This window comes from Bacteroides acidifaciens (genome assembly GCF_903181435.1).
Classification (GTDB): Bacteria; Bacteroidota; Bacteroidia; order Bacteroidales; family Bacteroidaceae; genus Bacteroides.
In genome coordinates this window covers 1,299,157-1,325,803 of the sequence record NZ_CAEUHO010000004.1, presented here as the reverse complement: position 1 = coordinate 1,325,803, position 26,647 = coordinate 1,299,157, and the positions used below count along the sequence as shown (strand labels likewise).

Here is a 26,647-nt window from a genome sequence, read left to right as displayed (position 1 = left end):
ACAAAATTTTATTTCAATGAAAAAACAAAAAAGCCTCTTCTCACGAAGAAGGCTTTTTAGGTTTACTTACCCTGCATCACCATCCTGCAACTATAAAAAGGAATTGAAACACTAATAAAGCAGTGTCTTTGCATTCCAATAATGAAGAATAGTAAACGTTAAGATGAAAAAAAGGGAAGTCTCACGACTTCCACAATTCTTCTAACCTTAAATCTAAATCTCTATGAAAAAAACGTGCTGCAAATATAGGCGTTTGTTCATTATAGAGGTGTTAATGAATCGCATAAAGAGAGAATAAAGACTAACATCTGCAAAAATTAGCAAATCACTCCCGGTTCTCTATTAATTTTAATAAACTTTGGTAAAGCGGACTAGCTTTCAAGAACTTTGGTACACCCGTCAGAAACATCTGTTTCCGCGCACGGGTAAGGGCTACATTCAGTTTTCGGTCTATCAGTACTCCATCCTCTTCTGTTAAATTAGAGACAAATTTTAACTGATAATAACTATTAATACAGCAGGAATAGATAATCACATCCCGTTCGCTGCCTTGAAAACGTTCGACAGTATCTACCAGTATCCGATTGAGGGCGGGAATACCTAATGTTTCTATTTCTTTTTTAATAAGAGCTATCTGGCTCCGGTAAGGGGTTATGATTCCTAATGTGCGGGATTCGTCAAAATTCGCACGGTTGCTTTCGTAAATCCGGGAAGCTAGTTTGGCAACAATCCGAGCTTCCGAAGAGTTTATCTTGACAGACGTTCCTGCTTGCTCCGGCACGGAAGGATAGAAGGCGACACGGGAAATATGCTCGGAATCTTCCAGTTGGTGAGGTAATCCGACGGGAATCAGACGACCGCCATAAAAAGCACGGTTGGCAAACAAAGCAACTTCGGGATGCATGCGCCCTTGACGGCAAAGCATGTCGAATGAACGACCGGTAGCTGACAATGTGTTATCGGCAGTAACGGATGATGCGCTGTCGGCAATAACAGACGGTGTGCTATCGTTGCTAGAAGAACAATTCCGGTAAAGGCGCTCAAACAACGAGTCTTTCAGATTTGTCAAACCAACCGACAGTAATGTTTCATCATAAATAGCAGACTGTTCTGTATTTTGGAGCACAACGGCAGGAAGCTGTTTATGGTCGCCAATCAGGATAAACTTATCAATGGCGTTCCGGTCATCTTCGCCGCGGGCACAAAGAATTCCTAATAATTGAGGTTCGAGTATCTGGGTAGCCTCATCTATGATAGAGACATTGAAATGTTTCAGACGGAATAGTTCCGGTTTACCGGAAATAGCAGCGACTGTTCCTACAATAATACGACAGTTCCGGATACGTTCGTAGACTTCCGAACGACGGTTGCAAGACGACAGTTCGTTTTCTATCAGATGTGAACGGTAGCTCTCGTCACAGGACAATTCACTTCCGACACGGATAAAATCGACAATCGGACGGATAGAAGCCAGCGACTTGCATATTTCGTCAACGGCACGGTTGGTATATGAAAGCAACAGTATTTGAGTATCCTTGTCGGCATGGAAAGTCTCTACCATTTTCTTTAGTGCGCAGGAAGTCTTGCCCGTTCCCGGAGGGCCGATAAGAAGAAAATAGTCCTGTGCGGCTTTGGCTTTCAACGCAATACGGGTGAAATCATCTTTTGCTTGAGAGATAAGGGTATCCAGTGATTCGTCAAACCTCGGCGGACGTTGCGAAAGCAACAAGTCACGGCGGTCTTGTCTAGCAGAGAGATAAGCATACAATCCCTGATACATGGAACGAAAAGTGGTGTCCATCGTATCGTGCTCTATGGCATAAAGGCTTCCTGCAGGAAGTACGGAAGGATTCTGCTGCGTAGAGCGCAGACGGATGCAGATTTCATCATCTGCCAAAAACTCGATATTCCCCTTGAATACCATTTTATTGGTTACGTTATCCGTCTCATGGTTTCGTTCATAGAGGATGATGGCATCGCCTTGGCGGAAGTTGGGAAGTACGTTTTGTATTCCGTTTCGTGAACGTGTCAGCAACAAGTGGGCTTTATGTTCATCAGCAGCATGATTTTCCTTTATTCGCAAATCATAGATAATCTCCCCTGCCTCGCACTTCTCAGCTAATGTGGAAAGCCATAAAGAAGCGGCTCCCGTGCGTCCTTCATAGTCTACATCGCCGGATTTGGAAGTATAAAGTTCTTTGGTAAGGAAGTTATATACGGCATAGAAATATTTCTTTTCCAGTGGCGAAAGAGCTTTCAGTTTCTCTTGGAAGTTGTCGATAGACGGACGTAGCCAGGTTTCCCAGAAGCGTCCTTGCAGTCCTCGTTCATTCAAGGTGGCGGCATTGACTTCTGCCAGTTTCTGTTCCGTATATTCCAGGCTGTTCCGTAATTGGATGCTGTATTCATTGGCTACAATCCGATTGCGCAAGTCAATTACCCGGCGCACCATTGCCCAGGAAGGACGGGACGGATAAAGAAGCGGGTAACGGGTATAGAGCAGATAGGCTTTTACTTTCCGGTGGTCCATCCCCATAGAATATTGGAGAACAGCCTGATAGAGAAGCATCTGCACTTTATTGTTTTCCTTGGGTTCTACTTTGCCGCGAATGGCGTACTCGTCGGCTTTGCCGGACTTCATTTCTATGAAAGAAGACATATCCCGCTGCATATAGTCGAGGCGCCCTTGTAGTCCGAGTGCTTCGCAGATATAAGAGGGTTCGAGCACAGCGTCCGTCTTATCAAGTTCGTATCCGGCGGCATAAAAGGTGTCATTCACCGTTTCGCGAATATGCTCAAAGTGCAGTTTGCAGTCGTCAAAGAATTGGCGTTCTTTTTCCTTATCCCGCAAATCGGGGCAGGCTGCCAACTCGATAGGATAGCGTCGGAAGGCTTTCTGCATACAAGTCCGGTAGTCTATTTCTTCATCCTGCGCGTGAATCCATTCATCAAGGAAAAGATTCGCTATATTTCCCAATAACAGGGGGCGTGCATTCTCAATCGGCTGGAGACGGGAAAGGTAATAATTTGCCGGATGATGCCCGTAGTCGCGGAAACACTCGGCAAGGGAACTGATGTCAATCAGGTAATCCGGTTCGAGAACGATAAACGAGGGGGTCAGTATTCCCTCATCGTCAATGGCTACGTCTAATAAGTTCAGTTGGGTGTGACGCCAGAGTAGTTTGCATGTCTCCGCAAACTCTTCATTTATTTGAGGGATATTGTAACGGACAAGCCACGGGGTTTCCGAAACTTCGTCCAATGGAGTTACATACAGGTATTGCTCATCTGCATACTGAAAACATACGCGCATCCGTTGCACACGTTTACGGGCGGGAGGGGCTGCCAGATAAGTAGCATCCGCTTTCGGAAGCAATCGGTACAGTTCTTCGGGTATGTCTTCTTCCGAAAGTTTACGGATTAAGAAAGCCAGTGTTTTAGCATCCCGCAACAGGTTCTCCCTAGTCGGTTCGAGACGGCGGTTCAGAATTTGGTTGGAAGTCAGGCGGAAAGTATGCAGCCGGTTTTGTTCTCCTGCCGAAAGGTCTATCTTTGCAGCGATAAAGCTGATTCGTGCGGAGAGGTCGGTCATCTGCAAACTTTCATTTTGCATTTGTGACCGACAGACGCGTTCAAGCAAGTCACGCATTTGCTTGTACCCTACGGCAAGCCGGGTGTCTTCCACCCGGCAAACAGCCAAAAGTAACTCATAAGATTCTATCGCTTCACTTTTCTGACAAGGCAACTTCATCTTCAATCTCTTCTTCTGTTTTCTTTTTATCCTTTATCATCAGAATACTCATTTCGTAGAGCAGATAAAGCGGGATAGCTACAACGCTCAGCGTAAACGGGTCGCCCGTCGGAGTGATAATGGCAGCAGCTATCACGATGATGACAACGGCATGGCGGCGGTATTTCCGCAAGAAGGACTTATTGACTACTCCCAGCAATGAAAGCAACCACGTCACTAATGGCAATTCAAATGCCAGCCCCATGCAGAGAATCAGCATCATGAAATTATCGATATAGGAATTTAGTGACAGAATGTTCTCCACTTCCGAACTTAGCTGATAGGTGGAAAGAAAACGGAGCGTCAACGGATAAACCATGAAATAGCTCAGCAAGACACCGATAAAGAACATCACTGTCCCGATGGTTAATGCCTTGCGTACTCCTTCCCTTTCGTTAGGATAAAGAGCGGGACTGATAAAACGCCATACTTCAAAGAAAATATAAGGCATGGCGGTCACGACCGACATCCAGAAGGCTGTCGACATGTGTATAAAGAAGGGAGCCGCCAAGTTTATATTGACTAGCTTCACCTGAAATTCTTGTGTGAAAAAGTCATCGGTCAAATCGAATGTCTGTCCGATATGCCGTAATAAATCGTAGAATATGAAATCATTGTGGCATGGCGCCAAAATCACATGATCGAAAAGATAAGGCATAGCAATAAAATAACCTATTGCCAATACAAACCAAACTCCAATCACCCGAAAAAGTACCTTGCGCAGTTCATCCAAATGATCCCAAAAGGTCATTTCTGCCATCGGTACTTATTTTACTTACTTGAGTCCGCCGGTTTATCCAGGTCTTCTTTTGCCTTATTTATTTCTTCTTTTGCATCATTCACTCCATCTTTGAAGCTCTTCACTCCTTTGCCCAAGCCGCGCATCAGTTCGGGAATTTTCTTTCCACCAAAGAGCAGGAGAATAACCAAAGCAATAATAATCCACTCGGAACCACTAGGCAAGAAACCTAATAATAATAAGTTTGTCATACGTTTATTCGATAAAGAGGTTTTTATTAGTTGGTGCAAATATAAAGAAAAACGGCAAACTGTAAACGGTAAACAATGAATTATTTATGTTAGTTCACTTTCATTCATCATTTACCGTTTACTGTCTACCATTTTGTTATTTACTGATTATCCAATTATCGGTTCTCTGTTTTTGTTTATCTCCCTCGGTTTTATTCCTGATAATATACCCGTTTCACCCGTGTCGATATACTGGTAAGAACTTCGTAAGGAATCGTATCCAGCTTGTCGGAGAGAATCGTTATCGGCAGGTCATCACCGAAAATAATCGCCTGGTCGCCTTCGCGGCAGTCGATGTCGGTTACGTCTATCATACAGACATCCATACAGATATTGCCTACATAAACCGCTTTCTTCCCATTCACCAGGCAGTAGGCATTTCCACGTCCCAAATGACGGTTCAGCCCGTCGGCATAACCGATAGGAATGGCGGCGATACGCGAAGGACGTGTCAGATGCCCCATACGGCTATACCCTACGGTATCTTCTTCGGGCACATCACGAATCTGAAGTATCGTTGTCTTGAGGGTACTTACGTTATGTATAATCGAATTGTCTATCGGACTGACTCCGTAAAGCCCGATTCCCAACCGTACCATGTCAAACTGCGCACCGGGGAAACGCTCGATTCCCGCCGTATTGCAGATATGACGCAAAATCTTATGCGGGAAAGCGGCTTGCAACTCCTGCGAGCCCTTTTCAAACAATTCTATCTGCCGGCGTGTAAAGGCATCGAACTGGGGAGAATCACTTCCTACGAAATGAGAGAATACCGAACGGGGAATCACCGCGCTCTGGTTCTTCAGGCGACGGATAAGCAAAGGTATATCTTCCACGGCAAAGCCGAGACGGTGCATACCTGTATCCAGTTTGATGTGAATCGGGAAGTTGGTAATTCCTTCTTTTTTGGCGGCTTTGATAAGTGCGTCGAGCAGATGGAAATTATACACTTCCGGTTCCAGTTTATAGTCGAACATGGTTTTGAACGCCGTAAGTTCCGGGTCCATAATCATGATAGAGGAAGTGATGCCCGCTTTGCGAAGTTCGGAGCCTTCGTCGGCAACGGCCACCGCCAGGTAATCGACATGATGTTCCTGCAAGGTCTTGGCAATTTCATATGAACCGGCTCCGTAGGCAGAAGCTTTCACCATACATATCATCTTCGTTTCGGGATGGCGGAGCATGGAACGATAATGGTTCAGATTTTCGACCATGGCATGCAGGTTTACTTCCAAGATAGTTTCGTGCACTTTCAGTTCCAGCGCTTCGGATACCTTGTCGAAGTTGAATATACGGGAACCTTTTATCAGAATTACTTCCGAATGAAGGGATTTAAGCACGTCTGATGCCAGAAGAGCTTCGGTATTGGGGAAGAAATAGCGTTCGATGCCGGCATCAAACCGGGCGACACACGAAGAAATCTCCGGTCCTACGCCAATCAGTTTATTGATTCCACGGCTTTGCACCAGTTGGGCTACACGCCGATAGAGTGTTGCCGTGCTTTGTCCGGTTTCCAGTATGTCCGAGAGGATAAGCGTCCGGTTCAACCCTTTCTTTTCAGAGCGGCGGACAAGGAAGTCTAGGGCTATATCCAAAGATGCCAAATCCGAATTATAGCTATCATTTATCAACACACAGTTGTTCTTTCCTTCTTTTACTTCCAGACGCATCGCAATCGGTTCGAGACGTGCCATACGTTCTGTTATCTGGTCGGCAGGAGTCATCAGGTAGAGACAGGCTGCCAGACAATTCAGCGCATTTTCGATGGAAGCATCATCAATAAAAGGGATACAGAAAGTATTATCCATATCCAGATAACGGTAGGAAATAATGGTGTGGTCTTCCTTCTTTGTCACACGGCTGATGTGCAGCGGACGTTCGATATCGGTACGGCTCCAGGCAATCTCACGGGCTGTCAGCATTGATTTTGCAACGCAATTGCTGATTAGTTCATTATCACCGTTGTAGATTACGACATCACAGTCTTTGAAAAGCGTCAGCTTCTCCATACATTTCTCCTGCAATGAGAAGAAATTCTCCTGATGGGCACCGCCTATGTTGGTCAAGATACCGATAGTAGGCTTTATCATCCGCTTCAAAGCTCCCATCTCTCCCATTTCGGAAATGCCGGCTTCAAAGATTCCTAACTCCGCCTCTTCATTCAGTTGCCATACAGAAAGAGGAACACCAATCTGTGAATTATAGCTGCGCGGAGAACGGACAATGCAGCGGTCCGGACTGAGCAACTGGTGCAACCATTCTTTCACAATCGTCTTTCCGTTACTACCGGTAATGCCGATAACCGGCATCTTGAATTTCTCACGATGCACTTCGGCAAGCTTCTGCAAAGCTTTCAAGGGATTGGGGACGATGAGGAAATTGAGAATTGAGAATTGAGAATTGAGAATTGGCTGCGCGCCATCATGCTGCACAGATTTCTCAATTCTCAATTCTCCACTCTCAATTTCTTTAAAGTCTTCTTCGGAGACAACAAAATTGCGCACTCCCCTGTCATATAAATCAGGGATATAGCGGGCACCACTATTTCGTTTGGTAGCTAAAGCAAAAAAAAGAGTTTCTTCAGGAAAACTCAGGGAACGGCTGTCTGTTAACAGCCAATCAATAGTCGCTTCGTAGTCGCCCACACGGCGGGCACCGATACTTTGGGCTATGGATTTAATCGCATATGACATAGTTCTGTTTCTTTTTGAAAATCTAAGTACGGGTATTTTCCGATAAGTCGTTCTATTTTTAACACTATTTGTCCTAAAAAGCGTTGATAGGCCTCTGAACCGGGGTGAAAGGGCTTATGAGCCAGGTCGCGCCAGATATCTTCGACTTCTGCCATAACCTGCTTTGTGTCAGCTGAAAAGAAAGTTTCAGAGAAGCGTTCCCACAGGTAACGGACTGCCAATGGAGACGGATGCAACATATCGTCCGCATAAAAGCGGTAATCACGCAATTCGTCCAGTACTATTTCGTAGGAAGGGAAATAGAAGACCTGCTGCGGGAAGAGTTGCTGCAAGCGGTCGATAGCGAGTAATAAAGTGGATTTGCTTAGTTGGTTGGCATGCATCCCGTCGCGGATATGACGGATGGGACTCACCGTAAACAGAATCTTCAGATTCGGATTGCAGGCTGCCAGACTGGTAATCAGCGAAGTGTATTCATCGACAATTTCGTCTACAAGAAGAAGCCTGCGGCTGAAGTTGTTCTCAGGCAGTTTGTGGCAATTGGCAACAACTTTTCCCGTTTCTTTTTGTTCGTAGACATAAGCCGTACCGAAAGTCAGCATCAGCCAATCAAGTTGTTGCATAACCTGACAGGCTTGCTGCAAACGGTCATTGATATTCTGCAAGGTTTCCTCCGGAGTGGATGCGGAAAAGGAGCCGTGATGCATAGGGCTATGCCACAGTCCTCTATAAGCAAACAGGTCTTTCTCCGTGTATTCTTTTTTCGTTGCAATCTCCCGCAAAGCGGATAAGATAGACAAAGGATTATAAAGAATGCCGAAAGGATTCAGGTTCAGCCGGAATTTGGCATCCATTAGCAAAGCGCCTATATTCTCGGCAAAACAAGAGCCCATCAGAAGGATATGGTCTGCATGGCTGACAGGCGGAAGCCCGGCAGGTAATTCCACAGATGTTTGAAAGTTCATACGATTTTCCATCACTTTATTACATTTCGTATGCAAAAGTAGACTTTCTTTTCGTACTTTTGCACTAAATTTTCTCGAATCATGAAGAATGAACCGATATATAACTTGCTAAACGCTATTAATTACCCCGAAGACCTACGGAAACTAAACGTAGACCAACTGCCGGAAGTATGCGATGAACTGCGGCAAGACATTATTAAAGAACTCTGCTGCAATCCGGGACATTTTGCCGCCAGTCTGGGGACAGTGGAACTGACGGTAGCTCTGCACTACATCTACAATACGCCCTATGACCGTATTGTATGGGATGTGGGACATCAGGCTTACGGCCATAAAATTCTGACAGGACGTCGCGAAGTTTTTTCCACCAACCGGAAGTTTGGCGGAATACGCCCTTTTCCATCACCGGAAGAGAGCGAATACGATACTTTTACATGCGGGCATGCTTCTAATTCAATCTCCGCTGCCCTTGGCATGGCTGTTGCCGCCGCTCAGAAAGGAGATTCCAAACGTCATGTGGTAGCCATCATCGGTGACGGTTCCATGAGTGGCGGACTGGCTTTTGAAGGGTTGAACAATGCATCTGTCACCCCGAACAATCTGCTTATTATACTGAATGACAATGATATGGCTATCGACCGCAGCGTCGGTGGCATGAAACAGTATCTTTTCAACCTGACGACCACCAACCGTTACAACCAGTTGCGTTTCAGCATGTCACGTGTGTTGTTCAAACTCGGTATCTTGAATGAGGAACGCCGCAAAGCACTGATACGTTTTGGCAACAGCCTGAAGTCGATGGCTGCACAGCAACAGAATATTTTCGAAGGGATGAATATCCGTTATTTCGGTCCGATAGACGGGCACGATGTTAGGAATCTTGCCCGAGTACTGCATGATATTAAAGATTTGCAAGGACCTAAAATCCTGCATTTACACACTATAAAAGGAAAAGGGTTCGCCCCGGCAGAAGAACATGCTACCGAATGGCATGCTCCGGGCAAGTTCGACCCCGTCACCGGCAAACGTTTCATTGCCAACACGGAAGGAATGCCGCCTCTCTTCCAGGATGTATTCGGAAATACACTGGTAGAGCTTGCCGAAGCCAACCCGAAGATTGTCGGTGTAACTCCCGCCATGCCCAGCGGCTGTTCGATGAACATCCTCATGGAGAAAATGCCGAAACGCGCATTTGATGTCGGTATTGCCGAAGGGCATGCCGTGACTTTCTCTGGCGGTATGGCGAAAGACGGATTGCTGCCGTTCTGCAATATCTATTCTTCTTTTTTGCAACGGGCACAGGATAATATCATACATGACGTAGCGATACAGAATCTTCCTGTGATACTATGTCTCGACCGTGCCGGACTTGTCGGTGAGGACGGGCCTACACATCACGGAGCTTTTGACATGGCTTGCCTGCGCCCGATACCTAACTTGACTATTTCTTCGCCAATGGACGAACACGAGTTACGCCGGTTGATGTACACAGCACAACTGCCGGACAAAGGTCCGTTCGTGATTCGTTATCCACGGGGACGCGGCGTGTTGGTGGACTGGAAATGTCCGCTAGAAGAAGTTCCGGTAGGAAAAGGAAGAAAGTTGAAAGATGGTGACGACCTTGCGGTTATTACTATCGGACCGATAGGAAACACTGCCGCCCGCGCCATTGCCCAGGCAGAAGCCAAGCTTGGTAAATCCATCGCCCATTATGATTTACGTTTCCTAAAACCGCTGGATGAGGAGTTACTGCATGAAATAGGTCGCAAATTCGAGCGTATCCTTACCGTTGAAGACGGCATTATCAAAGGCGGTATGGGCAGCGCTATCCTCGAATTTATGGCAGACAATGAATACAAACCGACAGTGAAGCGTATCGGTATCCCCAATATATTTGTGGAACACGGTTCAGTGGCCGAACTTTATCACATCTGCGGCATGGACGAGGAAGGCATTCTGACTAAAATAAAAGAATTTATCAATTGACATGAAGATTATTATCGCCGGTGCCGGCAACGTAGGCACCCATTTGGCAAAACTGTTATCGCGCGAAAAGCAAGATATTATCTTGATGGATGATGACGAAGAGAAACTAAGTGCTCTCAGCTCCAATTTCGACTTGCTGACAGTTGCCGCCTCTCCTTCTTCTATCTCCGGCCTGAAAGAGGTAGGTGTCAAAGAAGCCGACCTCTTCATTGCAGTTACTCCGGACGAAAGCCGAAACATGACTGCCTGTATGCTGGCTACCAATCTGGGAGCTAAAAAGACAGTGGCACGTATCGATAATTACGAATATCTTCTGCCCAAAAACAAAGAGTTCTTCCAAAAGTTGGGAGTGGATTCGTTAATCTACCCTGAGATGTTGGCTGCCAAAGAAATCGTATCTTCCATGCGCATGAGCTGGGTACGCCAATGGTGGGAATTCTGTGACGGAGCACTCGTACTGATCGGTACGAAGATGCGCGAAAAAGCGGAGATACTGAATATTCCCCTTTATGAGTTGGGGGCACCGGACATTCCTTATCACGTAGTAGCCATCAAACGCGGAACGGAAACCATTATTCCGCGTGGAGACGATGTGATAAAACTGCATGACATTGTTTATTTCACCACCACCCGCAAATATATTCCTTATATACGTAAGATAGCCGGCAAGGAAGATTATGCCGACGTGCGTAACGTGATGATTATGGGCGGAAGCCGCATCGCAGTCCGTACCGCCCAATACGTGCCGGACTATATGCAAGTGAAAATCGTAGACAATGACATTAACCGTTGCAACCGGCTGACAGAACTGTTGGACGACAAAACGATGATTATCAACGGGGACGGTCGTGACATGGATCTGCTCATCGAAGAAGGATTGAAGAATACCGAAGCCTTCGTTGCCCTGACCGGAAATTCCGAAACCAACATACTGGCTTGTCTTGCCGCCAAACGCATGGGGGTGGAAAAGACCGTAGCAGAAGTCGAAAATATCGACTATATCGGCATGGCGGAAAGCCTTGACATCGGTACGGTCATCAACAAGAAGATGATTGCCGCCAGCCATATTTATCAAATGATGCTGGATGCCGACGTCTCCAATGTGAAATGTCTGACGTTTGCCAATGCGGATGTCGCAGAATTTACTGTACCCGCCGGAGCAAAAATAACAAAGCATCTGATCAAAGACCTCGGACTACCGAAAGGGACGACTATCGGCGGTATGATTCGCAACGGAGAAGGAATACTGGTTACCGGTGATACGCTGATTCAACCGGGCGACCATGTAGTAGTGTTCTGCTTGAGTATGATGATTAAGAAAATCGAGAAATTCTTTCATTAGGTAGTAAGTAATACTTGACATTTGTTTATGATCAACTCGAAGATGATATACCGGATTCTGGGTTTTCTGCTGCTCATAGAAACTGCGATGTTACTATGCTGCGGTGTTGTTTCTTTATTCTACAAAGAGAATGACTTGCAGAGTTTTCTGGTTTCATCGGCTATTACTGCCGGTGTCGGTATTGTATTGCTTGCCATCGGCAAAGGTGCGGAAAAATCACTCAACCGACGTGACGGATATGTCATTGTCAGCGTAGCATGGGTCACGTTCTCTCTTTTCGGAATGTTACCTTATTATATAGGAGGATATATTCCAAGTATCACCAACGCATTCTTTGAAACCATGTCGGGTTTCAGCAGTACGGGAGCCACTATCTTAAATAACATCGAATCAATGCCGCACGGAATACTCTTCTGGCGCGCCATGACGCAATGGATTGGCGGTTTAGGTATTGTATTCTTTACCATTGCCGTCCTGCCTATTTTCGGTGTCGGTGGTATTCAGGTATTTGCGGCAGAAGCCAGCGGTCCTACTCATGACAAAGTGCATCCCCGCATTGGCATTACCGCCAAATGGATCTGGGGTATTTATGCAGGAATGACGGGAACTCTCATTGTATTGTTAGTATTTGGCGGCATGAGCGTATTCGACAGTATATGCCATGCTTTCACAACGACCAGTACCGGTGGTTTCTCTACCAAGCAAACCAGTATTGAATACTATCACTCTCCCTATATAGATTATGTAATCTCTATCTTCATGTTTTTGTCAGGGATCAACTTCACACTGCTACTGTTAATGTTCAACGGCAAGATAAAGAAGTTTATCCATGACGCGGAATTGAAGTTCTATTTTATATGCGTTTCCTTCTTCACCCTATTTATTGCAGCCTGGCTCTACCAGACATCTTCGATGGGTGCGGAAGAAGCATTCCGTAAATCACTTTTCCAAGTAATTTCATTGCAGACTTCCACAGGATTCGCCACAGCCGACTATATGCTTTGGCCTTCCATTCTTTGGGGATGCCTTCTTATTGTGATGATTATCGGAGCCTGTGCCGGTAGTACGACAGGTGGTATCAAGTGTATCCGTATGGTGATCTTATTTAAGGTAGTGAAAAATGAATTCAAACATATCCTGCATCCCAATGCCGTGCTTCCGGTACGTGTAAACAAGCAGGTTATCTCCCCTTCCATCCAGTCCACAGTATTGGCTTTCACCTTTTTGTATGCAGTGATTGCCCTTATCAGCATACTTATCATGATGGGACTTGGGGTAGGTTTCCTTGAATCAATCGGAACAGTCATCTCAAGTATGGGTAATATGGGACCGGGACTCGGTACATGCGGCCCTGCTTTCTCCTGGAGCGAATTACCAGTTCTTGCCAAATGGCTGCTTTCCTTCTTAATGCTTTTGGGACGTTTGGAATTATTTACGGTACTGTTGCTTTTCACTTCCGACTTCTGGAAGAAAAACTAGGCACTCGACTTGATTTGTATCAAGTCGAGTGCTAAAAAAACCTTTTTTGCTACCCGGACTTTGCAAAAAGTATAAATATTAGTCCTATATTTGCAGCCGTTAAAAGGAAAAGATGAAACAAAGCTTAAAATTCGGACTACTTTTGGTACTGACTTTGCTTATTCATTGCACAACAAATGGAGCAATAGAAAATATTTGCAAGGTTTCTTCCCCGGCTTACAGGCAGGAGAAGTGCTATGTATCCCAAGACCATCCGGCACACAATGCTTTGGAACGCCTTTATAACTTTTATTCTACCCAATCCTGCGATATGAGTCATACGGAAGTTGCACATGTTCCGGCAGACAAGAGTGTGTTATTGCTAATAGCCTATTTCCGCGAGCATTACAAACTTCAAATTCCGCCTTACCCTATATCGCTCCACGCTCCCACCTGTTACTACGATCCTATCTCCTATTATATATATGGGTTAAGAAAGATTGTGGTTTAGACGACAGTACAGTCGGCTTTTTAACCCGTCACTTATATTACAGTTGGTTTCGTCCCCCAGAGGGTGGATAATCCAGTTGTTTATTTCTATAATATTCAATCTAAACAGCTATTGAATTATGAATTTTACATTTTTAGTTGTTGTTTTACTGACAGCGCTTGCTTTTGTCGGTGTAGTGATAGCTCTTTCACGTGCTATTTCACCCCGTTCGTACAATGTGCAAAAGTTTGAAGCTTACGAATGTGGTATACCGACACGTGGTAAATCATGGATGCAGTTCCGTGTAGGTTACTACTTGTTTGCTATCCTGTTCCTGATGTTCGACGTTGAAACAGCTTTCCTGTTTCCGTGGGCAGTGGTCATGCGCGACATGGGACCACAGGGACTTATTAGTATTCTCTTCTTCTTTATCATTCTAGTTCTGGGTCTTGCTTATGCCTGGAGGAAAGGAGCTTTGGAATGGAAATAACCAAAAAGCCAAAAATAAAATCAATTCCGTATGAGGAGTTCATCGACAATGAATCATTGGAAAAGTTGGTCAGGGAACTTAATGCAGGAGGGGCAAACGTCGCTCTCGGAGTTCTTGATGACTTTATCAACTGGGGACGCAGCAATTCGCTGTGGCCGCTTACTTTCGCTACCAGTTGTTGCGGTATCGAATTTATGGCACTGGGTGCCGCGCGTTATGATATGGCCCGCTTCGGGTTTGAAGTAGCCCGTGCCAGTCCGCGCCAGGCCGACATGATTATGGTATGCGGAACAATCACGAACAAGATGGCTCCGGTACTGAAACGTCTGTACGACCAGATGCCCGACCCGAAATATGTGGTTGCCGTAGGCGGATGTGCTGTCAGCGGCGGTCCTTTCAAGAAGTCCTACCATGTGGTGAACGGAGTGGACAAGATTCTTCCGGTAGATGTATATATCCCCGGATGTCCGCCGCGTCCCGAAGCTTTCTATTATGGCATGATGCAGTTGCAACGCAAAGTGAAAATAGAAAAGTTCTTTGGTGGAGTAAACAGGAAAGAGAAGAAACCGGATTATATAAAAAATGAAGAATGACTCTACGTTCTTAATTTAATTTGATTTATGCAAGAAATACAATTTATAGCTCCTGCAGCATTACACGACGAGATGCTGCGCTTGCGAAATGAAAAGCAGATGGACTTTCTCGAAAGCCTCACCGGCATGGACTGGGGAGCAGCGGATGAGAAAGACGCTCCGGAGAAACTCCGCGGTTTAGGCGTAGTCTATCATCTGGAATCTACCGTCACGGGCGAACGGATGGCGCTGAAAACTGCGACAACCAACCGTGACTTGCCGGAAATACCGTCTGTCAGCGATATATGGAAGATAGCAGACTTCTACGAACGCGAAGTTTTCGATTATTACGGCATCACCTTTATCGGTCATCCCGATATGCGTCGTCTGTATCTGCGTAACGACTGGATAGGTTATCCGATGCGCAAAGACAATGATCCGGAAAAAGATAATCCGCTCTGCATGACCAATGAGGAAACGTTCGACACGACTCAGGAAATAGAACTCAACCCGGACGGAACAATCAAAAACAAAGAAACAAAACTCTTCGGAGAAGAAGAATACGTAGTCAATATCGGCCCGCAACACCCTGCAACTCACGGTGTAATGCGTTTCCGTGTTTCTCTCGAAGGTGAAATCATCCGTAAGATTGACGCAAACTGCGGATATATCCATCGGGGTATCGAGAAGATGAACGAGAGTCTTACCTATCCTCAGACATTGGCTCTTACAGATCGTCTTGATTATTTGGGTGCGCATCAGAACCGGCATGCATTATGTATGTGCATCGAGAAGGCGATGGGTATCGAAGTCAGCGAGCGTGTACAATATATCCGTACGATTATGGATGAGTTGCAACGTATCGACTCTCACCTGTTATTCTTTTCCGCCCTTGCCATGGACCTCGGAGCACTGACGGCTTTCTTCTACGGATTCCGTGACCGTGAAAAGATTCTTGATATTTTTGAGGAGACTTGTGGCGGACGCTTGATTATGAACTACAATACGATTGGCGGTGTACAGGCTGACCTTCACCCGAACTTCGTCAAACGGGTGAAAGAATTTATTCCGTATATGAGAGGTATTATTCACGAATATCACGATATATTCACAGGCAATATCATTGCTCAAAGCCGTATGAAAGGCGTGGGTGTACTAAGTCGCGAGGATGCTATTTCTTTCGGTTGCACCGGTGGTACAGGCCGTGCTTCGGGCTGGGCCTGCGACGTGCGCAAGCGGATACCGTACGGTGTATATGACAAAGTGGATTTCAAAGAAATCATTTATACGGAAGGCGACTGCTTCGCCCGCTATCTGGTGCGTATGGACGAAATCATGGAAAGTCTGAACATCATTGAGCAATTAATAGATAATATCCCCGAAGGGCCGTATCAGGAGAAGATGAAACCTATCATCCGTGTTCCCGAAGGCAGCTACTATGCTGCTGTGGAAGGAAGCCGCGGTGAATTCGGTGTTTTCCTCGAAAGCCAGGGTGACAAGATGCCGTATCGCCTGCACTATCGTGCCACGGGGCTGCCGCTTGTAGCCGCCATCGACACGATCTGTCGTGGAGCGAAGATTGCCGACCTGATTGCCATTGGCGGAACGCTGGACTATGTGGTTCCGGATATAGACCGGTAAGTTAACGATTAACGTTTAGTGATGAACGATTAACGGAAAAGAATGCATCAATATGTTAATTACTAATCATTAAACACTAAACACTAATTAAATATGTTCGACTTTAGTATAGTAACAAATTGGATACATGAGCTGCTTCTCTCCATTATGCCTGAGGGAGTGGCTGTATTTATAGAATGTGTGGCTGTCGGCGTGTGCATTGTTGCATTGTATGCCATCCTCGCTATCATATTGATTTACATGGAGCGCAAGGTCTGCGGGTTCTTCCAGTGTCGTCTCGGTCCGAACCGGGTGGGCAAATGGGGTTCTATCCAAGTAGTATGCGACGTGCTCAAAATGATGACCAAGGAAATTTTCATGCCAAAAGGTGCCGACCATTTCCTCTACAATCTGGCTCCGTTCATGGTGATTATCGCCTCGTTCCTTACTTTCTCTTGTATTCCTTTTAATAAGGGAGCGGAAATTCTGAATTTCAATGTAGGGGTATTCTTTCTGTTGGCAGCTTCCAGCATCGAAGTAGTTGGTATTTTGCTTGCCGGTTGGGGTAGTAACAATAAGTTCTCTCTGATTGGTGCTATGCGAAGTGGCGCGCAGATTATCAGTTATGAGCTCTCTGTTGGTATGAGCATTATGACAATGGTCGTGTTGATGGGAACCATGCAGTTTTCTGAAATTGTGGAAGGGCAAGCCAATGGCTGGTTTATCTTCAAGGGACATATCCCCGCCGTGATTGCCTTTATCATCTACCTGATTGCCGGAAACGCCGAATGTAACCGTGGTCCGTTCGACCTTCCCGAAGCGGAAAGTGAGCTGACTGCCGGATACCACACCGAATATTCCGGTATGGGTTTCGGTTTCTTCTATCTGGCAGAATACTTGAACCTGTTTATCGTAGCCAGTGTTGCTGCCACCATTTTCCTGGGAGGATGGATGCCGTTGCACATCGTCGGTTTGGACGGATTTAATGCCGTAATGGATTATATCCCCGGATTTATCTGGTTCTTCGGCAAAGCGTTCTTTGTGGTATTCCTGCTGATGTGGATTAAATGGACATTCCCCCGTCTACGTATCGACCAGATTCTGAATCTGGAATGGAAGTACCTGGTTCCTATTTCTATGGTAAATCTATTATTAATGGCATGTTGCGTAGCCTTCGGCTTTCACTTCTAGCAGATTAGATTATGGAATATAAAGATAAAAAATATACGTACTTAGGTGGTCTGGTGCATGGCATCAGTACACTGGCAACGGGTATGAAAACCAGCATCAAGGTTTACTTCCGCAAGAAAGTGACCGAGCAATATCCCGAAAACCGGAAGGAGCTGAAGATGTTCGACCGGTTCCGCGGAACGCTGAACATGCCCCACAATGAGAATAATGAACATCGCTGTGTTGCCTGCGGATTATGTCAGATGGCTTGTCCGAACGACACAATCAAAGTGACCAGCGAAACGATTGAAACAGAAGACGGCAAGAAGAAGAAAATCCTGGCGACCTATGAATATGACCTGGGCGCTTGTATATTCTGCCAACTTTGTGTAAATGCTTGTCCGCACGATGCTATCATGTTCGACCAGAACTTCGAGCATGCAGTATTCGACCGTTCCAAGCTCGTCTTGAAACTGAATCATGACGGTAGTAAAGTAATAGAAAAGAAAAAAGAAGTTTAGATATGGGAGCAACTCTTGAAACAGTAGTATTCTACTTTTTGGCAGCATTTATTACTGCTATGTCCATCATGACGGTGACTACCCAACGTATTGTCCGCTCGGCTACTTACCTGCTCTTCGTGCTCTTCGGCACGGCCGGCATCTACTTCTTGCTGGGCTACACCTTTTTAGGCTCCGTCCAAATTATGGTTTACGCTGGTGGTATCGTTGTGCTTTATGTATTCTCCATCCTGCTGACCAGTGGCGAGGGCGACCGAGCCGAGAAACTAAAACGAAGCAGGTTCCTGGCAGGACTTTTTACAATGGTTGCCGGCTTGGCAATTATCCTGTTTATCACGCTGAAACATAACTTTATGCAGACAGCGAACCTTGCCCCGCAGGAGATAAACATCCACGCTATCGGACATGCCTTGCTGAGTAGTGACAAATACGGCTATGTATTGCCTTTCGAAGCAGTCAGTATCTTATTACTAGCTTGTATCATCGGTGGTATCATGATTGCCCGAAAGAGATAAGAACGAAAGTATTAACTATCAAACATTGAATTGAATATGATACACATGGAATATTATCTGGTAGTCTCTACCATCATGATGTTTGCAGGAATCTATGGATTCTTTACCCGCCGTAACACGCTGGCTATCCTGATTTCCGTAGAGTTAATGCTGAACGCCACGGACATCAACTTCGCCGTGTTCAATCGTTTTCTCTTCCCGGGAGGAATGGAAGGTTATTTCTTTGCACTGTTCTCCATCGCCATCTCAGCCGCGGAAACTGCAATAGCTATCGCCATCATGATCAATATCTACCGTAATCTCCGAAGCATCCAAGTCCGCAACCTCGACGACTTGAAATGGTAGTGGCAAGGTGCCACTTCCAGGTTTTCATTCGGATGAATAGACGGACGGATGAATTTGTGAGATATTATAATATAAGTAATAATAAAACAAGTAATTAAATAAAACTGTATGGAACTAACAATTCTAATACTCCTTCTTCCTTTCTTCTCCTTTCTCATATTGGGAATCGGGGGAAAATGGATGTCGCATCGGACAGCGGGTACCATCGGTACTCTGATACTGGGAACGGTAGCAGTACTGTCTTATGTGACTGCTTTCCAATATTTCTCCGCCCCACGGCTGGAAGACGGAACATTTGCCACATTGATACCTTACAATTTCACGTGGCTTCCTTTTACAGAGACATTACACTTCGACCTGGGCATCCTGCTCGATCCTATATCTGTGATGATGTTGATTGTCATCTCTACCGTGTCACTGATGGTGCATATCTACTCCTTCGGCTACATGAAAGGCGAGACTGGTTTTCAACGTTACTACGCTTTCCTCTCCCTGTTTACCATGTCTATGCTGGGACTGGTAGTAGCGACAAACATCTTCCAAATGTATCTCTTTTGGGAATTGGTGGGTGTAAGTTCTTATTTATTAATCGGATTCTACTATACAAAACCTGCTGCAATCTCCGCTTCAAAGAAAGCATTTATTGTCACTCGTTTTGCCGACTTGGGCTTCCTGCTCGGTATCCTGATTTACGGATATTATGGCGGAACGTTCGGTTTCACTCCGGATACGGTATCGTTGGTCAGCGGTGGAGCTGCCATGCTTCCGTTAGCTCTCGGATTGATGTTCGTGGGCGGTGCCGGTAAAAGTGCGATGTTCCCATTGCATATATGGTTGCCCGACGCAATGGAAGGCCCTACTCCGGTCAGCGCTTTGATTCACGCGGCTACGATGGTAGTTGCCGGAGTTTATCTGGTGGCACGTATGTTCCCGCTTTTCATTGCTTATGCTCCGAATACATTGCATATGGTAGCCTGGGTGGGGGCATTCACCGCTTTCTATGCAGCAAGTGTAGCTTGTGTACAATCGGATATCAAGCGGGTACTCGCTTTCTCTACTATCTCTCAGATTGGTTTTATGATGGTAGCTTTAGGCGTTTGTACTTCGATAAACCCACACGAAGGCGGATTGGGATACATGGCATCCATGTTCCACCTTTTCACACACGCCATGTTCAAAGCATTGCTCTTCCTGGGCGCAGGTAGCATCATTCATGCGGTACACTCCAATGAGATGTCAGCCATGGGCGGATTACGCAAATATATGCCTGTCACTCACTGGACATTCCTGATTGCCTGCCTTGCCATTGCAGGTATCCCCCCGTTCTCCGGTTTCTTCTCGAAAGATGAGATTTTGGCTGCCTGCTTCCAATACAGTCCTGTAATGGGGTGGGTGATGACGGTAATTGCCGCAATGACTGCTTTCTATATGTTCCGCCTTTACTACGGCATCTTCTGGGGCAAGGAAAATAAAGAGCTTCATGCTCACCACACGCCCCATGAAAGTCCGTTGGCTATGACATTCCCATTGATGTTCCTGGCAGCCGTTACCTGTGGTGCCGGATTTATTCCTTTCGGACATTTCATCAGTTCGAACGGTGAGTCTTACTCAATCCATCTCGACCCGTCGGTAGCTATCACAAGCGTCGTTATTGCCATTATTTCTATTGCAATCGCGACTTGGATGTATAAGAATGCCAAACAGCCTGTTGCCGATTCACTGGCAAAGCAGTTCAAGGGATTGCACAAGGCTGCTTATAATCGTTTCTATATTGATGATATATACCAGTTCATTACGCATAAGATTATCTTCCGCTGCATCTCTACTCCTATCGCATGGTTTGACCGTCATGTAATAGATGGATTCTTTGACTTCCTGGCATGGGCTACCAATACCACAAGCGACGAAATCCGCGGTTTGCAAAGCGGTCAGGTACAGCAATATGCATATGTGTTCCTTTGCGGTGCACTGGCACTTATCTTACTATTAATCTTATAAAGCACAGAACGATATGAATTTCTTATCAATATTCGTACTTATCCCCATCCTGATGCTGGCCGGACTTTGGGCAGCACGAGGAATAAAAGCCATCCGTGGGGTTATGGTTACTGGCGCATCGGCACTCCTGATAGCCTCTGTCGTACTGACATTCATGTATTTGGGAGAACGTAGTGCCGGAAACACAGCAGAAATGCTTTTCCGTGCAGACACTCTTTGGTATGCACCGCTTCATATCTCATACTCGGTAGGCGTAGACGGAATCTCAGTAGCCATGCTGTTACTGTCCGCCATCATCGTATTCACCGGAACATTTGCTTCCTGGCGTCTGCAACCACTGACAAAAGAGTATTTCCTTTGGTTCACCCTATTGTCAATGGGAGTGTTCGGATTCTTTATATCCGTGGACTTGTTCACCATGTTTATGTTCTACGAAATAGCCTTGATACCTATGTACCTGCTGATTGGCGTATGGGGTTCGGGACACAAGGAATACGCAGCCATGAAGCTGACACTGATGTTGATGGGCGGTTCCGCCTTCCTGCTGATTGGAATCCTCGGAATCTACTTCGGTTCGGGAGCGACGACAATGAACCTGCTCGAAATCGCACAACTGCACAATATACCTTTTGCACAGCAATGCATTTGGTTCCCGCTGACTTTCCTCGGTTTTGGCGTACTGGGTGCTCTCTTCCCGTTCCATACCTGGAGCCCTGACGGTCACGCTTCCGCCCCGACAGCAGTATCCATGCTCCATGCAGGAGTCTTAATGAAACTGGGCGGTTACGGATGTTTCCGCATTGCCATATATCTGATGCCGGAAGCTGCTAACGAACTTTCGTGGATATTCTTGATACTGACAGGTATCTCTGTTGTCTACGGAGCTTTCTCCGCTTGTGTACAGACAGACTTGAAATATATCAATGCTTACTCTTCCGTATCCCACTGCGGACTGGTTCTCTTCGCTATCCTGATGCTGAACCAGACGGCTGCAACGGGAGCTATCCTTCAGATGCTTTCGCACGGATTGATGACAGCCCTGTTCTTCGCCCTTATCGGTATGATTTACGGACGTACACACACCCGTGACATTCGCGAGCTTGCCGGTCTGATGAAGATTATGCCGTTCCTCAGCGTATGTTACGTGATTGCCGGTCTTGCCAACCTCGGCCTGCCGGGACTGAGTGGTTTCATTGCCGAGATGACTATCTTCGTTGGTTCTTTCCAGAACAACGAAGTATTCCATCGCGCGTTGACTATCATCGCCTGCTCTTCGATTGTGATTACAGCAGTCTATATCCTGCGCCTGATAGGTAAGATTCTATACGGAACCTGCACCAACAAGCACCACCTCGAGCTGACCGACGCAACATGGGACGAGCGTGTAGCAGTCATCTGCCTCATCGTTTGTGTAGCCGGACTGGGTATGGCTCCTTTCTGGGTCAGCCACATGATTGGTGAAAGCGTATTGCCGGTTGTCTCACAACTGATACCCTAAATAGTAAATTGTAAATCGTTAAATAGTAAATTAACAATATGGATTATTCACAATTTCTACATATGCGAGAAGAGCTGTCGCTCGTAGTTGTCCTGATACTACTGTTTTTGGCCGACCTCTTCATGAGTCCGGACGCACACAAGAATGATGGGAAGGCACGGCTGAACACCATGTTACCCGTCATCTTGATGGCGATTCATACAGCTATCAACCTTGTTCCGGAAACTGCCTGCGACATATTCGGCGGCATGTACCATTATGTACCCATGCATACGGTTGTCAAATCAATCCTGAATGTAGGTACGTTGATTGTCTTCCTGATGGCACACGAATGGATGAAACGTGAAGATACCTCATTCAAACAAGGAGAATTTTATGTACTGACACTTTCCACCCTGTTTGGTATGTATCTTATGATTTCCGCCGGACATTTCCTGATGTTCTTTATCGGACTGGAAACGGCATCTATCCCGATGGCCGCTCTGATTGCCTTTGACAAATACCGCCACAACTCTGCCGAAGCGGGAGCCAAATATATCCTTACCGCCCTCTTCTCCAGCGCATTGTTACTGTTCGGTCTGTCTATGATTTACGGCTCTACCGGGACATTGTACTTTGACGACCTTCCCGCTCATATCGACGGAAATCCGTTACAAATTATGGCATTCGTGTTCTTCTTCACGGGTATGGCATTCAAGCTGTCACTCGTTCCGTTCCACCTGTGGACAGCGGACGTATATGAAGGTGCGCCGAGTACAGTTACCGCTTATCTGAGCGTCGTTTCAAAAGGTTCGGCAGCTTTCGTTCTGCTGGCTATCCTTATCAAAGTATTCGCGCCGATGATAAACGACTGGCAGGAAGTACTTTATTGGGTGACTATCGCCTCTATCACTATCGCCAATATATTCGCCATCCGCCAACAGAACCTAAAACGTCTGATGGCATTCTCCAGTATCTCACAAGCGGGATATATCATGCTTGGCGTTATCGGCGGAACGGCACAGGGAATGACGGCATTAGTGTATTACGTGCTTGTATATGCTGCCGCCAACCTCGGTGTATTTGCCGTAATCACCATCGTAGCACTACGCAGCCAGAAGTTCACGCTCGAAGACTATGCAGGACTTTATAAGACGAATCCGAAAATAGCTTTCCTGATGACTTTATCCCTGTTCTCATTGGCAGGTATCCCGCCGTTTGCCGGATTCTTCTCCAAGTTCTTTATCTTCATGGCAGCTTTCAATGCAGGATTCCACCTGTTGGTATTCATCGCATTGGTCAATACAGTGATTTCATTGTACTACTACCTGCTGATTGTGAAGGCAATGTATATCACTCCTTCCGACAATCCGATTCCTACTTTCCGCAGCGACCGCTGTACAAAATGGGGACTGGCTCTTTGTACGCTGGGCATCATCGGACTGGGTATTGCAAGTATTGTCTATCAATCTATTGATAAACTCTCGTTCGGGATATAATAAACAAGAACCGGTCGAGACTGCACAACTGAAAAAGAGGTTATGTCAAAACGCTGGCACAACCTCTTTTAACTTTCCTAAAACTTTATAATCTGAAGAATCAGAATGAAGAGAAATCATATCCGCCAGTTTCAAAATTTGTTTCATAGGTTGAAACACTTCGTTTCACTACTTGAAACACTTTGTTTCTCGGCGTGAAACGGTTTGTTTCCCGGCATGAAACTTTTAGTTTCAGTACATGAAAAACATTTAGTTCCAGCATGGCGGAAACTATCTCATGCATGGCTTTCCCAATTACTCCCTGCAGAGAGTATAATCAACCATGCCTAATTCCGAATCATCATTTAATTGTGACAGAGCACTCGATTTGTTAAACCAGCTTCTTCTTTTTCCGGTAATTCTCACGGAATTCTTTAGGCGAGCAAGCTTTTTTCTTCTTGAAGATACGGTTGAAATTGGAAAGGTTGTTGAATCCGCACTCATAGCAGATTTCAGCTATCGACATGGTGGAATCCACCAACAGGCGGGAAGCGAAACCAAGACGGATATCAATGATATAATCAGAAAGATTCTTTCCTGTACGCAGTTTGAAGAACCTACTGAATGATACATCCGTCATTCCGACCATATCTGCCAACTGTCCTAAACGAATCTCTTCCTGATAATGGGAGTTGATATATTCCTGCACTTTCTGCACACGTCGGCTGTCGGAATGAATATCTATCTTGGCAAACGATGAACTGGATAACGTGCGGGCTTCTTCTTCGAAAAGGGAAAGTTCGTAGAGAATCGTCATAAACTTGATGACTGCATAGAATCCCTGTTTCTCAGAAGCAAGCGTATCCAGCAACGGATATATTTTAAGAATCGCGGACATCGGAAAACAAAGTCCTTTCTGCGCTTTATCCAGCATCCGGCGGATAGAATCGAATTGATTCTTATTGATGAAACTCTTGAAGAAGAGGTCGGAAGAGAACTGAATCGTTATCTCCCGTATCTCCCTCGAACGGCACTCGTTCTGTTCCCATACGTGTTCGAGGTCTTTACCTGTTATCAAGACCAGGTCATAGTCGCTTATCACTTCGGAAGAATCTCCAACTACTCTCCTCACTCCCGCCGCTTTCTCCGTAAAGTTCAGCTCAAACTCGGAATGGTTGTGAATGGGATAAGTGAATTCTGTCTTATAACGTTCCGCAATATAAAAGCAGTCTTTGTCTGACAAAGGAGTAATCTCGCGGATTATCTGATTAGGTAACGGTGTGCTCATAACATAAGTAGTTTATTGTGATTTTATTGGAATATCATTTGTTTTATTGTGCTTATCAGTCTTCTATCTTTACTCCTATCCGGCGCAAATCCGCACCCGAAGGATTCTGGAATACCTGTAAGTCAAATTCGGGTATGATAGCAAGTACATGGTCGAAAACATCCGCCTGTATGCCTTCATACGCAACCCAAACTTTATTGGCGGAAAAAAAGTAAAGTTCCATCGGAATACCGGTTGACGTAGGCTGAAGTTGACGCACCATGCAAGTCATTTCTTGATTGACAGTAGGCAGACTCTTCAGATAGTTGGTCAGGTAAGCACGGAAAACTCCCAGGTTGGTCTGGCGGCGTCCGTTCACCAGTATTGAATTGTCAATATCGTGTTCCTTGTTATATTGTTCGACCACTTTTTCCGTTTGCTCTACGTAATCTTTCAACAACTGTATCTTGCGGTATTTCGCCAACATCTCCGGGGTGCAGAAACGTACGCTGGTCATATCTATATTAATGGAGCGTTTCACACGGCGACCGCCGGATTCCTGCATTCCCTGCCAGTTCTGGAAAGAATCGCTAATCAGCAGGTAAGGCGGAATAGTGGTAATGGTATTGTCGAAATTACGTACTTTCACAGTGTTCAAAGTTACTTCTATCACTGTGCCGTCAGCACCGTATTTCGGCATGGTAATCCAATCTCCCACTTTCAACATATTGTTGGCGGAAAGCTGGATACCGGAGACAAAGCCCATGATGCTGTCTTTGAAAACCAACATCAGCACGGCGGCAGAAGCCCCAAGTCCGGTCAATAGCACCACAGGGCTTTGCTTTATCAGGATACTGATGATGATAATAGCTCCTATAAAGAATAGAATCACTTGTGCTGTCTGAAGAAGCCCTTTCAGGGGTTTGTCCTTATATTGCTCGCGTGCGCTGTACACCAGATAGATGGCAGTAAAGAGCGCACTCACAAAACGCAGGAAGACTGCCAGTATATAAATCATGCAGAGCCTGCGAAGAAAATCGAGCAAGGCGGAATCTGCATGTTCGGGGAATGCGATAGGAATGGCTACATAAATCAATATCGGCGCTACCATCCTACTAAGGTTTGCCATCACCTTGTCATTGAATACAATATCATCCCAAGTAGCTTTCGTCTGTTTCACCAATCTGGAAACTGTGCGCAATATTATCTTACGGCAGACCAGGTTAGCTAACAGGGCTACTCCGATAATAAGCAACAATATGATAAAGTTATCAATCTTATCCGCCCAGACTTCATCCACCCCCATTGACAACAAAACGTCATTCACGCCTTGCATCATTGCATTACCGGTATCTTGTATCCCTCCGTCAGCTAATGCAACAGGCACTATGTCAATCACTTCTTTTACATCTTCCATAAGCAACATTCTCTCTTCTTATTT

The 26,647-nt window shown here is 45.7% G+C and carries 22 protein-coding genes; 14 read left to right on the top strand and 8 right to left on the bottom strand.

Features of this window, described 5'->3' with window-relative positions; translation table 11 throughout:
• Positions 1 to 325: 325 nt before the first annotated feature.
• The 5 genes from CLIN57ABFB40_RS17045 to CLIN57ABFB40_RS17025 form a co-directional block, all read right to left on the bottom strand.
• Positions 326 to 3,751 carry a DEAD/DEAH box helicase gene (locus CLIN57ABFB40_RS17045; protein WP_175631180.1) on the bottom strand — a complete coding sequence of 1,142 codons (3,426 nt, stop codon included), beginning with the start codon at positions 3,749 to 3,751 and terminating at the stop codon, positions 326 to 328.
• A complete protein-coding gene (tatC, locus tag CLIN57ABFB40_RS17040) occupies positions 3,726 to 4,550 on the bottom strand; it encodes a twin-arginine translocase subunit TatC (protein ID WP_175631179.1) in 825 nt (274 codons plus the stop codon). The genes CLIN57ABFB40_RS17045 and tatC overlap by 26 nt, the downstream gene beginning before the upstream one ends.
• A gap of 11 nt (positions 4,551 to 4,561) precedes the next feature.
• The gene (locus CLIN57ABFB40_RS17035) at positions 4,562 to 4,780 is read right to left on the bottom strand and encodes a twin-arginine translocase TatA/TatE family subunit (RefSeq protein ID WP_007751163.1); all 219 of its coding nucleotides are present in this window, start codon (positions 4,778 to 4,780) and stop codon (positions 4,562 to 4,564) included.
• A gap of 191 nt (positions 4,781 to 4,971) precedes the next feature.
• Complete coding sequence (locus CLIN57ABFB40_RS17030) at positions 4,972 to 7,512, bottom strand: bifunctional UDP-N-acetylmuramoyl-tripeptide:D-alanyl-D-alanine ligase/alanine racemase (RefSeq protein WP_175631178.1); 2,541 nt, start codon at positions 7,510 to 7,512, stop codon at positions 4,972 to 4,974.
• The gene (locus CLIN57ABFB40_RS17025; RefSeq protein ID WP_175631177.1) at positions 7,488 to 8,477 is read right to left on the bottom strand and encodes a GSCFA domain-containing protein; all 990 of its coding nucleotides are present in this window, start codon (positions 8,475 to 8,477) and stop codon (positions 7,488 to 7,490) included. The genes CLIN57ABFB40_RS17030 and CLIN57ABFB40_RS17025 overlap by 25 nt, the downstream gene beginning before the upstream one ends.
• Positions 8,478 to 8,558: 81 nt before the next feature.
• Between CLIN57ABFB40_RS17025 and dxs the strand changes: the two genes are divergently transcribed.
• The 14 genes from dxs to CLIN57ABFB40_RS16955 all read left to right on the top strand — a co-directional run bounded on the left by dxs (position 8,559) and on the right by CLIN57ABFB40_RS16955 (position 23,960).
• Positions 8,559 to 10,463, top strand: a complete 1,905-nt coding sequence (gene dxs / locus CLIN57ABFB40_RS17020) for a 1-deoxy-D-xylulose-5-phosphate synthase (RefSeq protein WP_175631176.1) — start codon at positions 8,559 to 8,561, stop codon at positions 10,461 to 10,463.
• A 1-nt stretch (position 10,464) separates the two neighbouring features.
• Positions 10,465 to 11,805 (top strand): Trk system potassium transporter TrkA, encoded by a 1,341-nt coding sequence (gene trkA / locus CLIN57ABFB40_RS17015; protein WP_175631175.1) that lies wholly within the window; start codon positions 10,465 to 10,467, stop codon positions 11,803 to 11,805.
• Between the two features lie 27 nt (positions 11,806 to 11,832).
• Positions 11,833 to 13,284: a TrkH family potassium uptake protein gene (locus CLIN57ABFB40_RS17010; protein WP_175631174.1), complete on the top strand. Its 1,452-nt coding sequence runs from the start codon at positions 11,833 to 11,835 to the stop codon at positions 13,282 to 13,284.
• 112 nt (positions 13,285 to 13,396) lie between these two features.
• Positions 13,397 to 13,774, top strand: a complete 378-nt coding sequence (locus CLIN57ABFB40_RS17005; protein ID WP_175631173.1) for a hypothetical protein — start codon at positions 13,397 to 13,399, stop codon at positions 13,772 to 13,774.
• 118 nt (positions 13,775 to 13,892) lie between these two features.
• On the top strand, positions 13,893 to 14,243 hold the full coding sequence (locus tag CLIN57ABFB40_RS17000; protein ID WP_024986404.1) for an NADH-quinone oxidoreductase subunit A: 351 nt from the start codon (positions 13,893 to 13,895) through the stop codon (positions 14,241 to 14,243).
• Positions 14,234 to 14,836 carry an NADH-quinone oxidoreductase subunit B gene (locus tag CLIN57ABFB40_RS16995; RefSeq protein WP_005677205.1) on the top strand — a complete coding sequence of 201 codons (603 nt, stop codon included), beginning with the start codon at positions 14,234 to 14,236 and terminating at the stop codon, positions 14,834 to 14,836. The genes CLIN57ABFB40_RS17000 and CLIN57ABFB40_RS16995 overlap by 10 nt, the downstream gene beginning before the upstream one ends.
• Before the next feature lie 27 nt (positions 14,837 to 14,863).
• Complete coding sequence (locus tag CLIN57ABFB40_RS16990; RefSeq protein WP_175631172.1) at positions 14,864 to 16,456, top strand: NADH-quinone oxidoreductase subunit D; 1,593 nt, start codon at positions 14,864 to 14,866, stop codon at positions 16,454 to 16,456.
• Between the two features lie 93 nt (positions 16,457 to 16,549).
• Positions 16,550 to 17,626: an NADH-quinone oxidoreductase subunit NuoH gene (gene nuoH, locus CLIN57ABFB40_RS16985; protein ID WP_175631171.1), complete on the top strand. Its 1,077-nt coding sequence runs from the start codon at positions 16,550 to 16,552 to the stop codon at positions 17,624 to 17,626.
• Between the two features lie 11 nt (positions 17,627 to 17,637).
• A complete protein-coding gene (locus CLIN57ABFB40_RS16980; RefSeq protein WP_175631170.1) occupies positions 17,638 to 18,126 on the top strand; it encodes a 4Fe-4S binding protein in 489 nt (162 codons plus the stop codon).
• Between the two features lie 2 nt (positions 18,127 to 18,128).
• On the top strand, positions 18,129 to 18,641 hold the full coding sequence (locus CLIN57ABFB40_RS16975; RefSeq protein WP_175631169.1) for an NADH-quinone oxidoreductase subunit J: 513 nt from the start codon (positions 18,129 to 18,131) through the stop codon (positions 18,639 to 18,641).
• A gap of 36 nt (positions 18,642 to 18,677) precedes the next feature.
• Positions 18,678 to 18,986: an NADH-quinone oxidoreductase subunit NuoK gene (nuoK, locus tag CLIN57ABFB40_RS16970; RefSeq protein ID WP_007764713.1), complete on the top strand. Its 309-nt coding sequence runs from the start codon at positions 18,678 to 18,680 to the stop codon at positions 18,984 to 18,986.
• 108 nt (positions 18,987 to 19,094) lie between these two features.
• Positions 19,095 to 20,984, top strand: a complete 1,890-nt coding sequence (gene nuoL, locus CLIN57ABFB40_RS16965; RefSeq protein WP_175631168.1) for an NADH-quinone oxidoreductase subunit L — start codon at positions 19,095 to 19,097, stop codon at positions 20,982 to 20,984.
• A 13-nt stretch (positions 20,985 to 20,997) separates the two neighbouring features.
• A complete protein-coding gene (locus tag CLIN57ABFB40_RS16960) occupies positions 20,998 to 22,482 on the top strand; it encodes a NuoM family protein (RefSeq protein ID WP_175631167.1) in 1,485 nt (494 codons plus the stop codon).
• A 38-nt stretch (positions 22,483 to 22,520) separates the two neighbouring features.
• The gene (locus CLIN57ABFB40_RS16955; protein ID WP_175631166.1) at positions 22,521 to 23,960 is read left to right on the top strand and encodes an NADH-quinone oxidoreductase subunit N; all 1,440 of its coding nucleotides are present in this window, start codon (positions 22,521 to 22,523) and stop codon (positions 23,958 to 23,960) included.
• Between the two features lie 100 nt (positions 23,961 to 24,060).
• Here CLIN57ABFB40_RS16955 and CLIN57ABFB40_RS16950 read toward each other — a convergent pair whose 3' ends face one another.
• The 3 genes from CLIN57ABFB40_RS16950 to CLIN57ABFB40_RS16940 all read right to left on the bottom strand — a co-directional run bounded on the left by CLIN57ABFB40_RS16950 (position 24,061) and on the right by CLIN57ABFB40_RS16940 (position 26,623).
• Positions 24,061 to 24,243 carry a hypothetical protein gene (locus tag CLIN57ABFB40_RS16950; protein ID WP_175631165.1) on the bottom strand — a complete coding sequence of 61 codons (183 nt, stop codon included), beginning with the start codon at positions 24,241 to 24,243 and terminating at the stop codon, positions 24,061 to 24,063.
• A gap of 87 nt (positions 24,244 to 24,330) precedes the next feature.
• On the bottom strand, positions 24,331 to 25,227 hold the full coding sequence (locus CLIN57ABFB40_RS16945) for an AraC family transcriptional regulator (protein WP_175631164.1): 897 nt from the start codon (positions 25,225 to 25,227) through the stop codon (positions 24,331 to 24,333).
• A 55-nt stretch (positions 25,228 to 25,282) separates the two neighbouring features.
• Positions 25,283 to 26,623: a mechanosensitive ion channel family protein gene (locus tag CLIN57ABFB40_RS16940; protein WP_175631163.1), complete on the bottom strand. Its 1,341-nt coding sequence runs from the start codon at positions 26,621 to 26,623 to the stop codon at positions 25,283 to 25,285.
• Positions 26,624 to 26,647: the final 24 nt, after the last annotated feature.